Below are 12,695 nucleotides of genomic sequence, written 5' to 3'. Positions count from 1 at the left end.
TTTCTCCCCTTTGATGCTTACTTAATATAGAGTTCATCGACCGTTCGTAAATAATCAACAAATGGCTGATATCCTGTATGAACAATATGACCGTATGTTTCAATATCTGCTTTTTTTATAGACTTTCGCTCTTTTTGGTTATCATAAAAAGAAATCAGCATGGTTGCATCGAGCAAGTAGACTTCTTTCGTATAGAAAAACCGGATCAATAAAAAGCAAATTCCATGTTGTTGAACAACCGTTCGCATATGATCGACTTGATGTGAATGGATATTTTGCAAAGGGAATGACGTCTTATTTTTTGTCTCCTTTGCTTCAAAATCAATGTAACGACCTTTATATACGCCATTATAATCGGTGGTAGACGCTTGTTTAAAATAGGCCTCTTTAATAACCGCTGCACTTCGCTTTGGGTAATCCACTTGAACAATTTGAATTGGCGTAGGTTTTTTATGAATGACTGCTTTTTCTTTCATTAAGTAAAATTGATTCGATTCATCGATGTCCGCTTCAAAAGACATTCCTCTTCCACCATAAGCAATAGAGGCACTTGGCTTATTTATTTCTTGTTTTGTTCTTGTTCGATAGCGTTTCCCATTAGGATATTGAATTGACAAGTTCTCACAACCTTCCCGGTAAAATTGTTCGCATGGTTTTAAAGAGATCGAGGAAAGGTAATTAGTAAGCCAATCTATAGTTTAACATACAATGGAAAAAAGTAACGGAAGAGAACACGCGATCTGTTGAAAAATTAATGAAAAAATGAGGGAAAACATGAAATGGATCGACGAGTAGCTACTTTTAATGTTGACAATATAGCACGAACAAAGGCGTATGAGCAATTTGGACGTAAGCATCCAGAAATACGTTGGGCACGTTTAGCAGGGATGGTGTCTCGTAATGCAGGCTGGAATTTAACGGATTTAACAACTGAACCATTTCAGTCTTTATTGACTCGTTCAACACGTCAGAACATTGCTTGGATTTATGAACGGGCAAACTGGCTTATTTTTCGAGACGCCTATCCTCAGCTACTGACGTACGAAAAATATAAACGAACTGGGAAGTGGAATGTGTTACCACTACAGGAATATGGTGTTTCTTTATTCATGCTACGAGAATGGAATCGGTTTATTGAAGAAAAAGATGAATGGCGTCTTATGAATGCACTCATTATTAATGAACAAATGATGGTAGAGGAGCACTTGTTTCAACGGTCAAAAGTAGAAGCATTTTTTCAATCGGCTTTATATAAAATGGAGTCTTACCTTCATTTTAGCCATGTTCTTTTTCCGCAAATGCCATGTACGAGGAAAACAATGTATGGTGAATGCGTTAAAGACTTTGCAAATCCGATAAAAAGAATTGAACTAGGGAAACGATTAGCACATCTACTGTATCATCCAACGCTACAGTATCAATTTCATCAATTTATGGATGAAGTAGAACCGACTGGCTCAAGAGGGGATTATGGTGCTGTGAAAAAAAGTTTGCCCATTCGTGTTGTTTATCCACGTTGTTCACATGCTAACGTTGAGCCAACTGATTGGTATGAATCGCGGCAACCGGAGAAAGTGGAGCGGCTTTTTACGCCTTTAGAAGTATGTAAGCCCAAAACAATTAACCCATACATTGCACAAATGGAATTGGCTTGTTTGAACTGGCTAAAGAAAGACAAATAAAAAAAGCTGTGTGAAACAGCTTTTTTTATTTATTCCGCTGGTCGATTTGGACCACCAAGTTTTTTGTCTAATTCCGAAGTAGTATGCTCTCTTTTCGTTGTTTTCTTTGATTCTTTTTGTCGTTGTTTTTTCTCTTTCAACAAAATCACCCCCTTAGCAACAGTATGAGGCAACAAATCGCAAATTATCCGTCGAATAAATGCGGATAAAACGGATTCCTACAATCTTTGTTGAATGAAAACTAGTTTTGTCAGCCTTGTAGGAATAACAAAGTGAAGAGAGAATGTGTATAGCAACGATAATATGTTGAGGAGTGAACCGAACATGGCGAGCTATAAAACAAAGGAAGTATCAATGGAGCTAGGCGTCAATCCAACGACCATTCAACGCTGGACAAAGTTCTTTAAAATTTCGTGCGATGTGAATGAACAGGGACATTTCTTATATACAGATGAACATTTACCATTATTTCGCGCCATACAGGAACAATTACGAGCAGGGAAGAAGTTAAAAGACATTTCACTTGATTCTAAGCAAGAGAAAGAAAAGCGTATCCCATCGGTTCCAAAAAAGCAATATGATGCAAAATTAGAGCAAATGTACCAACAAGTTCACGTTCTAGAGCAACGATTAGAGACGAAAGCAGATGATGTTGTTAGCTATCAGCTTTTAAAGCATCGCTCAGAACTAGACGATATGATGAAAGTATTGGATCGGCTTGAAAATCGCTTAATACAAATGGAAGAGCGCTATCAACAAGAGAACGATGATACTGGTAGGTCGTATAAAGAGCCAAGGCGCTATCCCCATCGGACATGGAAAGCCATTTTGTCTTTTTTTAGCTTTTAAAATTCGTTATTCCTTGCTACACTAACAGTCGAGGTGTTACGAATGGATAGGTTAAAACAGACCACAGAAGCGCTACGTGCGCTTACGAAAGAGGCAGAAGCGTTTTATATAAACGTTGTAAAAAAGGATTCTAATTATGAAGTTGATTTTTATGGGAAAGTAAAGCCCTTTGCTGATCAAGTGCAGCCGCTGGCACAAGAATGGGCGAGCTTAGTGAAGCCGTTTCTTATGCAGCATTATACAAAGCTTGTCCATGTGAGCCAAGTTGAACAAACTGTTGAAAACTTAGATGTTGTCGCTATAAAGTCTTTTTATCCATCCTCTGGCATGAGAAGACAACGAGAGACGTTTAAATCTGTTACGTTTGTGCTGGATACGGTTTTAGAAGAAATTAAGCTAGCGCAGACAACAAAACCATCCGACTAACGATCGTTAGTCGGATGGTTTTTTGCGCTAAAAAATCCAATTAAGATCGCTTAATTGGATTAATTACGGTCAAAAATAATTAAATACGATAAAAATCCTAGAGTAGCAATAGACAGTATATTTAGCGTCCATCGTAACATCGTATCCGGACTATCGCCTTCACTAGCCTCTGCAGCGGCAGCTAAAGCAGTTGGTTCATAGACAAGAACAGATAAAATAGCAATCATAATAAGAGCAACAATGCTTTTTTTGAACACGACATAACCTCCTTTTTATTGACGGTTTTTAACTATGTATAGGACGTGCAAACGTTCACACTTCTTATTATAAAAGATGACGGCTCCTTGTGCAAGCGCACTATTCCATTTCTATTTGAACGACACTATGGTAAGATTATTTCATTATAAGATGTATTTTATGTGTAAATGTTTAAGCTGAAAGGACGTAGTAGAATGGCGACAACCCTACAAGATATTATTCGAGCAAATCAAATGCTTAAAGACATTATTACTCATACGCCATTGCAAAAGGATCAAGTGCTTTCAGAGCGATACGGCTGTACGGTGTATTTAAAACGCGAAGACCTTCAAGTCGTCCGTTCCTTTAAAATTCGAGGGGCGTATTACCAAATTTCTTCGCTTTCAAAAGAAGAATTAGACGCTGGTGTTGTATGTGCAAGTGCAGGAAATCATGCCCAAGGTGTTGCGTATTCTTGCCAAGCATTAAAAATTAAAGGTGTCATTTTTATGCCGTCAACAACGCCGAAGCAAAAAGTCGCGCAAGTAGAATTTTTCGGCAGAGATTATGTTGATGTTCGATTAACGGGCGATACATTTGATGATTCCTATGCAGAGGCCATGCGTTACCGTGACGAGCATAATTTGGCGTTTATTCATCCATTTGATCAAGACCATATTATTGCTGGGCAAGGAACGGTTGGTTTGGAGATATTAAATGATATGGAAGAAACCCCTGATTATATCTTTTCATCTATTGGCGGTGGCGGATTGATTAGTGGCATTTCTACATATATTAAAAGCATTAGTCCAGCCACAAAAATGATTGGCTGTGAGCCAGCTGGCGCCGCATCTATGAAGGAAGCGATTAAGCAAGGTGGTGTAGTAGAGCTTCCTGAAATTAATAAGTTTGTAGATGGAGCTGCGGTAAAGCGTGTCGGTGAGAAAACGTACAACATCTGTAAACAGTATTTAGATGATATTATTTTAGTCCCCGAAGGAAAAATCTGTACGACGATTCTAAAACTGTACAATGAAAATGCGATTGTTGCCGAGCCTGCTGGAGCGATGCCAATTGCAGCTCTTGATCTTTATGCTGATAAAATAAAAGGGAAATCTGTCGTTTGCGTAGTCAGTGGGGGAAATAACGATATTGGCCGTATGGAAGAAATACGTGAACGTTCCCTCGTATATGAAGGACTACAGCATTACTTTATTATTGAGTTTCCTCAACGAGCCGGAGCATTAAAAGAATTCATTCTTTATGTACTTGGACCTGAAGACGATATTACTCGTTTTGAATATACAAAGAAAAATAATAAGTCAAGCGGACCGGTGTTAATCGGTATAGAATTAAAATCGAATAAAGATTATGAGGGGCTTATTCAGCGAATGGACGAGCTAGGGTTCGGTTACGAAGAAGTAAATAAAAATGAAAGTCTATTTTCATTATTAATTTAAATGGTAAGAAGAGGTGACAATATGAGGTTAAAAGGAAAGAAGATTATAGCCGCGGTAGATGAAGAATTTGAAGACTTAGAACTTTGGTATCCGATTCTCCGCTTACAAGAAGAAGGCGCCATTGTCGATCTTGTTGGACAAGAAAAAGGAAAGACATATATCGGTAAATATGGAGTGCCGGCAACTGCGGCGTACGCATTTGATGAAGTGCAAGCTTCCCAATATGACGGTATCTTGATTCCAGGTGGATGGGCACCAGACAAGTTACGTCGCTATGAAACGTTGCTATCCATTGTCAAGGAAATGGATCAAGATCAAAAGCCAATCGGACAAATTTGCCATGCTGGCTGGGTATTAATCTCTGCTAATATTTTACAAGGGAGAAATGTGACAAGCACTCCAGGCATTAAAGACGATATGGTGAATGCAGGAGCTACGTGGCACGATACGGCTGTTATCGGTGATGGCCATATTATCTCAAGCAGACGACCGCCGGATTTGCCACCCTATGCTAAAGCATTTGCGGATAAGTTGGCGGAACAGTAAACGATGGAATTTCATTTTTTAGGAACAGGGGCAGGTGTTCCGGCAAAAAAACGAAACGTTAGTGCACTTGCTTTACGGTTTTTAGAACAAAAAAGAGGCGTTTGGTTATTCGATTGTGGAGAAGCAACACAGCACCAATTTCTTCACTCAGCATTGTCAATACCGGCAATTTCGACAATTTTTATAAGCCATCTTCACGGTGATCACGTGTATGGATTGCCTGGATTGTTAAGTAGTCGTTCTTTTCAAGGTGGGAAGACTCCATTAACGATATATGGCCCGAAAGGGATTAAAGCGTATATTGAGCACTCTTTAGCGGCAACGAATACGGTTTTAAAATACCCGTTTACGATTGTTGAATTAGCTGGTTCTTGTCAATTTGAACACGAAGACTGTGCCATTTCGGTGTTTTCCTTACAACACCCGGTTCAAAGTTTTGGCTTCCGTATAGAAGAAAAAGCAAAGCCTGGCAAGCTGAATGTAGAAGCATTACGCGAAAAAGGCATCTCCCCTGGACCTTTGTATGCGGCAATTAAAAAGGGTGAGCATGTACAGCTTGAAAATGGAGAGTGGCTTGACGGCTCCCGATACGTTGAGGAACCGATAAAAGGTAGAACGGTCGTTATTTGTGGAGATACGGCCCCTGTGGAGGAAGTGAGTGTACAGGCAAAAGAAGCCGATGTACTTGTTCATGAAGCAACATTTGCTTCCGATCATCAAGCCCATGCAGGTGACTTTGGACATTCAACTATTGAAGATGTGGCAAAGTTAGCGACTTCGGCCGGTGTAAAACACCTTGTTTTAACCCACATCTCATCACGTTATGCCCAAAATGAACTGTTTTATCTTCAGGAGGCTAAGGCTGCATTCTCTTCAGTTATTGTGGCAGAAGATATGCTTGTATTGAACTTATCTAAGAAAGGTGAATTAACAACTCATGATTGAAACTTCCATTGTGGAGCTTAACAAGCGCCTACAACAGAACTGGACAGGTTGGGTTTATGTTTCCTCACCATTTTGTGGTACGTGTCAAGTGGCAGAACAAATGCTTCACGTTGTTGAGAGCCTTCAAGAGTTTACGCAACCTATTTTAAAACTTAATCTACAGCTAGCGCCTGAATTTGCGATGAGCAATCGAATTGAAAGTGTACCAGCGATGATTTATTATAAAGATGGAAGAAATAGGCGCTTATCGTATCAATTTAAATCTGTTATCGATTTGCAGCACCATTTAAAGGAGGTTACTACTAATGTCAACAGCATATGAAGAATATATGCGCCAAGTCGTTTTACCGATGCGGAAAGAATTAACGGACGCTGGCTTTGAAGAATTAAAAACAGTTGATGAAGTGGATGCGTTTATGGCTGATGCAGAAGGAACAACCCTTGTGTTTATCAACTCAGTTTGTGGTTGTGCGGCAGGACTTGCACGTCCATCAGCAATTTATTCATTAAAACATGATCGAACACCTGACCAACTTGTTACCGTATTTGCAGGTCAAGACCGGGACGCGACAGCGCAGATGCGCTCGAAGTTTCCAGAGTATGCGCCATCATCTCCTTCAATGGCATTGCTAAAAGGAAATGAAGTGGTTCATTTTATTCCTAGAGAAGAGATCGAAGGAGCAGAACCTGAAGCCATTATTCGTAACTTGGCGACAGCATACAACGAACATTGTTAAACGTTCTTTTTACAGAGAACGTTTTTTTCTTAGAGGTGTTTTTATGAATTTCGAATTAAACGAATTACGTACTGGAGATCGTTGGGAATTGAAAAAAGAGGCAAACGGGCGTCCAGTCATGCTCACCTTTTGGACGTCTTGGTGCCCAGATTCTTATAAAGATCTAGCTGCTAAAAGACCGCTCTATCAAACGATGGACGAGAATCAACTTTGTTTTGTTACTATCAATGTAACAGGGCGTGAAGGTGAAGTCGATTTGCAAGAGTGGCTCAAACAGCACAATCACCAGTTCCTCGTGCTAAAAGATGAAGGAACAACTGTTTACGATCAGTTTGGCTGTGAAGGGGTACCAACAACTGTATTGTTAAATAAAGAACTACGCGTTACGAATACGTTCGGAGAAAATACTTCGATGGCCTCCATTATGGCTAGTTTAACAACCATTGTTTAAAAAATAGACTTAGCTTGTCCATAAAAGGAAAGCTAAGTCTATTCTTGTTTTATTTTGGCTGAACTGCGTAGTAGACAACGGCACCCATTTCTTCAATGTTCGGATAGCCGCTTTGCTTATAAATTTCTACAACATGCTCTCGGTTGTACGGAACACGTTTTAATTGAATGGAATGATTCCCGTCTTCGATATCAATAATGACATAGGAAGAGAGTGGATGACCATCGAAAGGCATCCCTACTGAACCAGTGTTAACAACATTTTTGCCGTGGATACTCCGAATATAAGGATGATGCGTATGTCCATAAATGTAAATATCTGCTTCATCGCGAATCATAATGTCATTTTCAATTTTAGCAGAGTCATCAACTGGGACTGCATCAAATAAACTAGCTGGTGTTGCGTGAAAGGCGTGAACGATTAAATCTTGCCCATCGTCAATAAGAAACTCTGTTGGAAGGTTTTTTAAGTAGTCAAGATCTTCTTGATCTAAACGGCTTAACGTCCAGTCTCTCTCTTTTTGAAACAGTTCAAGACGTTCCTTCGGGATTTCTCCGTCTTTAAATCCTCGAATTAACCATTCATCTGCGTTGCCTTTTAGAACTTTTGCTCCAGAGCCTTGAACAAGCTCAAGCACACGCTTTGGTTCAGGACCTCTAAAACAAAGGTCACCAAGTATGTAAATCTGATCAATCTGTTGTCCTTGCAAGTCATTTAAAACCGCTTCCAAAGCTGTTGCATTACCATGGATATCTGATAAAAAAGCAAATCTCATCGTTATGAAGCCTCCTTTCTTGTATTGTAACAGATGGACCAGTAGTTAGGGAACTAGAATGATAGAGAGAGGCGTTCGACTGGTAAAGGCACAGTAGTCATGTTAAAATTTAGCTGAGAATAAAGCCTCAAGGAGGAAACGTACGTATGCATATTCGTTCCATTGAACCGACACCTAGTCCAAATACGATGAAATTAAATTTAAGTGAAGCGCATGACGGAGCTAGCACCACGTATAGCGAGAAAAATAAAGATCAAGCACCGTCATTTATTCAAGCTATACTAGCTGTAGAAGGCATAAAAGCCGTTTTTCATGTTGGTGATTTTTTAGCCGTTGATCGGCTTCCAAAAGCAGATTGGAAAGTGGTCTTACCAGAAATTCGAGCGTTATTTGGCGAAGCCTCAGATCACAATCAAGAAGCGGCTGTTCAAGAAGGCTTTGGTGAAGTCCGTGTTCAAGTACAGATGTTTAAAGGAATTCCTATGCAAGTAAAAGTAACGGACGATGAAAGAGAAGTAAGAAGAGCGTTACCTGAACGCTTTGTGCAAGCGATTGGAAATGCTGAACAAGAAGGGGATAACGTCGTGCTTGAGCGGAAATGGGACGACCAAGCGCCTCGTTATGGTGAGCTAGAGCAGGTGGCTGATGAAGTAACAGCGGAGTTAGAAGCGGCTTATTCAGAAACTCGATTAGATAGCTTAGTGAAGCTTGCCCAAGGAGAAAAAGAAGCCGCAGAAGCGTTTGCTGCACGTTTTAAAGAAGTAACAAAAGACATGCTTGAAGATCCAGATTGGCGTAACCGATACGCATCTCTAGAACAAATGGATCCCAAAGAAAAGGATCTTCCTGTATTAGAGCTTGCTTTACAAGATGAAAAGGCGTCAATTCGTCGATTAGCAACAATGTATTTAGGGATGATCGAAACAGAAAGTGTACTACCTCTTCTTGAACAAGCGTTAAACGATCCTTCTGTAACGGTACGACGTACAGCTGGGGATTGTATGTCTGATATTGGTTCAGAAAAAGGGATTCCAGCTATGATAGCTTCTTTACAAGATTCAAGTAAAATTGTTCGTTGGCGTGCTGCTATGTTTCTTTATGAAGTTGGGACAGACGAAGCGATTCCGGCTTTGCAGGCAGCTGAAGATGACCCTGAATTTGAAGTAGCGCTACAAGTCAAAATGGCGTTAGAACGTATTCAAGGTGGCGAAGAAGCAAAAGGCTCTGTTTGGAAACAAATGACAGAAGCACGAAACAAATAAAAGGAGTTAAACCATGACACCGATAATAACGGCTCTAAGGGAAAAGCTAGAGCGAGAAGGTAAAGAGGACATTGTCGAAATTATTGATGATGCAGCCAAAGGTCATTTAGAAGAGGTCGAGATTGTACCCTCAATTGGCTTATTGTACGATCAGGAAGAAAATAAACAGTTGTTAACGTGGTTAGAAGAGCAAGGTGTAACAATTACTGAAGTTACCGATGAGGAGGAATAGCATGTCATCATGACATGTTATTCCTTTATTAAAAGAGGGGGAATGACATGCGAAAGCAGCCTGAGTTACGATTACCAAAAAAAGCGATTCAAGTATGGCGCATCCAGAATCTATTTGATACATTATTTTTTGCCCTTGTTCCAGTTATCTACTTTTTTGTGCAAGCATACATATTTGAACGTTTCTTTACATGGATAACGTGGGTGTTAGCCGGTTTGGTTGTTCTATATGGTGTAACGCGTGTCTTGATTTGGCCAACAATTCAATGGTACCGTTTTCGATACGAAGTGTTTGACGATGAAATTGATATTCAACAAGGTGTTTTAATCGTAAGAAGAACGCTTGTGCCAATGGTTCGAGTACAGCATGTTGATACAGAGCAAGGTCCGATTTTAAGACGATACAAAATGGCAGCGGTCTCGATTACAACAGCCGCAACAACTCATCAAATTCCAACACTTAATACGGAAGATGCAGATGCATTACGAGATCAGATTGCGTCCCTTGCATCGGTGCATGAAGATGAATGAGTTAAAGCGACAACATGTAGCAGCAATTTTTATCAATGCTGCTAAAGGACTTACTCAAATTGCAGTTCCGTTTGCCATTGTGGCTTTTTTTCAAGGGATATTGTGGATTTTTTTCCTGGCGTTAGCTGGGTTAATACTCGTATCGATTGGCTTTAGCTGGCTGAGCTGGTATAAGTTTCGCTACTCTCTTGAAGAAGGCGAGCTGTACGTGGAACAAGGTATCTTTGTCAAGAAAAAACGATACATTCAAAAAAAGCGTGTGCAAGCCATCAATATTTCGGCTGGCGTTTTACAGCGAATTTTTGGACTTGTCAAAGTCAATATTGATACAGCTGGCGGTGGAATGGAAGCAGAAGTAGAGCTTGTTGCTGTTACAAAGAAAGAGGCAGATTCTATTCGCTCGCTTCTATTAAAAGAGCCGCGTTCAGCAGGTCACAACGAAGAAGAAGAACAAATTGATGGTGAGGGAGAGCCGTCTGATGAAATCGAACAGAACCCCCGTACCGTTTGGCAATTAGGTAAAAGGCGATTAGTTTACACTGCGCTCACCTCAAGTAGTGTTGGTCTGGTTTTATCTGCTGTTGTTGCGTTGCTTTCGCAAACGGCTCAATTTATTCCGGATTCCATTTATGAAGATACAGTTGAAACAGTCGTTAGTTTAAGTATGTTGTTGTTAATTGGAATGGCCATCATTGTTCTTATTCTTTCGTGGTTTATTTCAAGCATTATTACTATTGTTACCTATGGAAACTTTCATATTGAAACTTACGATAAAGAGATGGTTATTCAAAGAGGATTGTTAGAAAAACGGCAATTAACATTAGCGTACAGTCGGATTACAGCGATTCGAGTCATTCGAAGTGTTATCCGACAGCCATTTGGTTTTGTTTCTGTGTATGTGGAGTCGGCAGGAGGAGGTAATAACAATGAACAAGGATCGACCTTACTCGTGCCCCTCATTCATAAAAGGGATTTACACGATTTTTTGGAAACGATCGTCCCTGACTATGCCATTGAAACGCCTTTAACTGCAGCTCCTTCACGCGCGGCGAAACGCTTCTTTATCCGCATGCTGGTGCTCCCCGTGTTGTTAACAGCTGGCGCAGTGTACCTCTGGGGTTGGATCGGTTCTCTTGGACTTATTGTTATCGCTGTAGCAAGCATTCTAGCTTGGTTTCAATACAAAGATGCGGGTGCCGGTGCGCAAGGAGAATTTGTCTGGCTACGCTATCGAACAATCGGGCAAGCCTTAATCATTTCACGGAAAAGGAAAATTCAGTCCATTGCGAAACAAGTTTCTTGGCTACAAAAGCGTAAAGAATTAGCAACGTTTGAATTAAACGTGCAATCAAGTATGGCAGGAAAGTCTTTTGCAGTAAAAGATATTAGTCAAAATACGAGTGACGAACTATATAAATGGTATTCTTATCAAAATAGCCATGATTCAACAAAAAAAGTGTAGTCCCCTGAGGGCTACACTTTTTATTGGTAAGCATTTGTATAAAGGGCGATCGTTCGTTTTCCTTTATCCGTCGTAAATTCAAACCGATCGTAGACAGTGTCTTTTGTTTGGTGCTGCTGTGAACGAAGCTCCCTTTTAAAATGATGCTGAACTAAAACAAACTGATCATCGGTTTGATAGGTTAAAAAATTAACCCCTCGAAACGTTGTCGTTGATTCAGAATGAAAAAGTTGATCAATAAGAGCGTTATAGCAATGAATCAAGTCTTTATGAGATACATGATGCATAGCCAAGTTGTGCTCAAAGCCTTGTAAGGCAGCTGGCTCTAATTCTGTTCGGAAAATAGAGTACGGATTAAACTGTTCTTTATCAATTAGAATGAAGTCACCTTCATTTGGAATGAAGCGGCTACCGTTCTCTCGAATAAAAATACCGTCACCTTCGTAACGACCAGTGACAAGCTGACCTTGTTGGTTCCAAGTATAATGAAAATGAGAAACAGTCAACGGAAGTTGTTCGCCTTTATGATCCTGCAGAAAATAATGGTCACCTTTTACATGGAAGGTATATTCAACGAACGATGGGGCTTGCTCTTGATCTTGTTGATCACTTGTTACAAGTCGGTTCTTTTTACGCTTTTGACTCGTCATTGTTTTAATATAGACTTCCAGTGCTTCAAGCTCTACAGATGAAGGCGCACCGCTATTTTTCAACCGGATGTGACGTTTTTTTAAGTCCGTTAAGATCGAATCAATATAGGACTCCACATGAATATGCGGCGACCTTGCTTTTAAATATTGACTAGCAAATGTATCAACATCATCTTCCGAATAAGGAATTTCATGAATGGCGATCGTTTCTTTTTGAAAAATAAATTCAGGCAGCGTTACGACAGATTTAATTTGAATGCGTCCGCGCCACGGTCTTTTTGGCTCGGTTAGTACCGATAGTAGCTCACCTAAGTAAGTTCCCTTTTCACCGAGATCGATGACGAGAAGGCTGCCAATTTGTTGTTGCGCTTCATATCGATCCATTTCATCCTCACCTTTATCATTAAAATCTTATTGCTATTATAACGAACAGCGCCACACTCCTGCAAGT

Annotated in this window: 18 protein-coding genes; 13 read left to right on the top strand and 5 right to left on the bottom strand. The window is 40.1% G+C overall.

The genetic code is table 11. The annotated features are described in order from the left end of the window. Positions 1-17: 17 nt before the first annotated feature. Entirely contained in the window at positions 18-617 is a 600-nt protein-coding gene (recU, locus tag FPV17_RS11260; protein WP_144559050.1) for a Holliday junction resolvase RecU, read from the bottom strand. Positions 618-779: 162 nt separating this feature from the next. Here recU and FPV17_RS11255 point away from each other — a divergent pair, with 162 nt between their 5' ends. Beyond that, positions 780-1,682 carry a DUF2515 family protein gene (locus FPV17_RS11255; RefSeq protein ID WP_144559049.1) on the top strand — a complete coding sequence of 301 codons (903 nt, stop codon included), beginning with the start codon at positions 780-782 and terminating at the stop codon, positions 1,680-1,682. 29 nt (positions 1,683-1,711) lie between these two features. On the opposite strand, the gene FPV17_RS11250 is transcribed toward FPV17_RS11255, so the two are convergent. Further along, positions 1,712-1,822, bottom strand: a complete 111-nt coding sequence (locus tag FPV17_RS11250; protein WP_035397941.1) for a hypothetical protein — start codon at positions 1,820-1,822, stop codon at positions 1,712-1,714. A 184-nt stretch (positions 1,823-2,006) separates the two neighbouring features. Here FPV17_RS11250 and racA point away from each other — a divergent pair, with 184 nt between their 5' ends. Both racA and FPV17_RS11240 read left to right on the top strand, forming a co-directional pair. Continuing rightward, positions 2,007-2,531, top strand: coding sequence for a chromosome-anchoring protein RacA (racA, locus tag FPV17_RS11245; protein ID WP_035397938.1), 525 nt, complete (start codon positions 2,007-2,009; stop codon positions 2,529-2,531). Positions 2,532-2,573: 42 nt separating this feature from the next. Beyond that, on the top strand, positions 2,574-2,957 hold the full coding sequence (locus FPV17_RS11240; RefSeq protein WP_035397936.1) for a YppE family protein: 384 nt from the start codon (positions 2,574-2,576) through the stop codon (positions 2,955-2,957). Positions 2,958-3,016: 59 nt separating this feature from the next. Here the strand turns inward: FPV17_RS11240 and FPV17_RS11235 are convergent, their stop codons facing one another. Beyond that, the gene (locus FPV17_RS11235; RefSeq protein WP_035397935.1) at positions 3,017-3,214 is read right to left on the bottom strand and encodes a hypothetical protein; all 198 of its coding nucleotides are present in this window, start codon (positions 3,212-3,214) and stop codon (positions 3,017-3,019) included. Between the two features lie 195 nt (positions 3,215-3,409). Between FPV17_RS11235 and ilvA the strand changes: the two genes are divergently transcribed. The 6 genes from ilvA to FPV17_RS11205 are packed head-to-tail and all read left to right on the top strand — an operon-like array spanning position 3,410 to position 7,333. Further along, positions 3,410-4,654: a threonine ammonia-lyase IlvA gene (gene ilvA, locus FPV17_RS11230; RefSeq protein ID WP_144559047.1), complete on the top strand. Its 1,245-nt coding sequence runs from the start codon at positions 3,410-3,412 to the stop codon at positions 4,652-4,654. A gap of 21 nt (positions 4,655-4,675) precedes the next feature. Beyond that, a complete protein-coding gene (locus FPV17_RS11225; protein WP_035397932.1) occupies positions 4,676-5,200 on the top strand; it encodes a type 1 glutamine amidotransferase domain-containing protein in 525 nt (174 codons plus the stop codon). Positions 5,201-5,203: 3 nt separating this feature from the next. Next, complete coding sequence (gene rnz / locus FPV17_RS11220) at positions 5,204-6,145, top strand: ribonuclease Z (protein ID WP_144559046.1); 942 nt, start codon at positions 5,204-5,206, stop codon at positions 6,143-6,145. Next, entirely contained in the window at positions 6,138-6,467 is a 330-nt protein-coding gene (locus FPV17_RS11215; protein ID WP_035397931.1) for a thioredoxin family protein, read from the top strand. Before rnz ends, FPV17_RS11215 begins: the two co-directional genes overlap by 8 nt. Continuing rightward, on the top strand, positions 6,451-6,882 hold the full coding sequence (locus tag FPV17_RS11210; protein WP_035397929.1) for a BrxA/BrxB family bacilliredoxin: 432 nt from the start codon (positions 6,451-6,453) through the stop codon (positions 6,880-6,882). The genes FPV17_RS11215 and FPV17_RS11210 overlap by 17 nt, the downstream gene beginning before the upstream one ends. Positions 6,883-6,925: 43 nt before the next feature. Further along, a complete protein-coding gene (locus tag FPV17_RS11205) occupies positions 6,926-7,333 on the top strand; it encodes a TlpA disulfide reductase family protein (protein WP_186370608.1) in 408 nt (135 codons plus the stop codon). A gap of 49 nt (positions 7,334-7,382) precedes the next feature. On the opposite strand, the gene FPV17_RS11200 is transcribed toward FPV17_RS11205, so the two are convergent. Then, positions 7,383-8,108, bottom strand: a complete 726-nt coding sequence (locus FPV17_RS11200; protein WP_035397927.1) for a metallophosphoesterase family protein — start codon at positions 8,106-8,108, stop codon at positions 7,383-7,385. Positions 8,109-8,254: 146 nt separating this feature from the next. Here FPV17_RS11200 and FPV17_RS11195 point away from each other — a divergent pair, with 146 nt between their 5' ends. Genes FPV17_RS11195 through FPV17_RS11180 form a run of 4 tightly spaced genes read left to right on the top strand, consistent with a single transcriptional unit; the run spans position 8,255 to position 11,594 of the window. Continuing rightward, positions 8,255-9,370, top strand: a complete 1,116-nt coding sequence (locus FPV17_RS11195; RefSeq protein WP_144559044.1) for a conserved virulence factor C family protein — start codon at positions 8,255-8,257, stop codon at positions 9,368-9,370. A gap of 13 nt (positions 9,371-9,383) precedes the next feature. Further along, positions 9,384-9,602, top strand: coding sequence for a hypothetical protein (locus tag FPV17_RS11190; RefSeq protein ID WP_035397925.1), 219 nt, complete (start codon positions 9,384-9,386; stop codon positions 9,600-9,602). A gap of 47 nt (positions 9,603-9,649) precedes the next feature. Continuing rightward, on the top strand, positions 9,650-10,132 hold the full coding sequence (locus tag FPV17_RS11185) for a PH domain-containing protein (RefSeq protein ID WP_035397923.1): 483 nt from the start codon (positions 9,650-9,652) through the stop codon (positions 10,130-10,132). Next, the gene (locus tag FPV17_RS11180; RefSeq protein ID WP_186370607.1) at positions 10,125-11,594 is read left to right on the top strand and encodes a PH domain-containing protein; all 1,470 of its coding nucleotides are present in this window, start codon (positions 10,125-10,127) and stop codon (positions 11,592-11,594) included. The genes FPV17_RS11185 and FPV17_RS11180 overlap by 8 nt, the downstream gene beginning before the upstream one ends. Positions 11,595-11,614: 20 nt before the next feature. On the opposite strand, the gene FPV17_RS11175 is transcribed toward FPV17_RS11180, so the two are convergent. Then, complete coding sequence (locus FPV17_RS11175; RefSeq protein WP_144559042.1) at positions 11,615-12,628, bottom strand: DUF2777 family protein; 1,014 nt, start codon at positions 12,626-12,628, stop codon at positions 11,615-11,617. Positions 12,629-12,695: the final 67 nt, after the last annotated feature.

This window comes from Shouchella miscanthi, assembly GCF_007725405.1.
Classification (GTDB): domain Bacteria; phylum Bacillota; class Bacilli; order Bacillales; family Bacillaceae_D; genus Shouchella; species Shouchella hunanensis.
The sequence above is the reverse complement of the archived record's forward strand: the minus strand, read 5'-3'. Positions and strand labels throughout refer to the sequence as shown.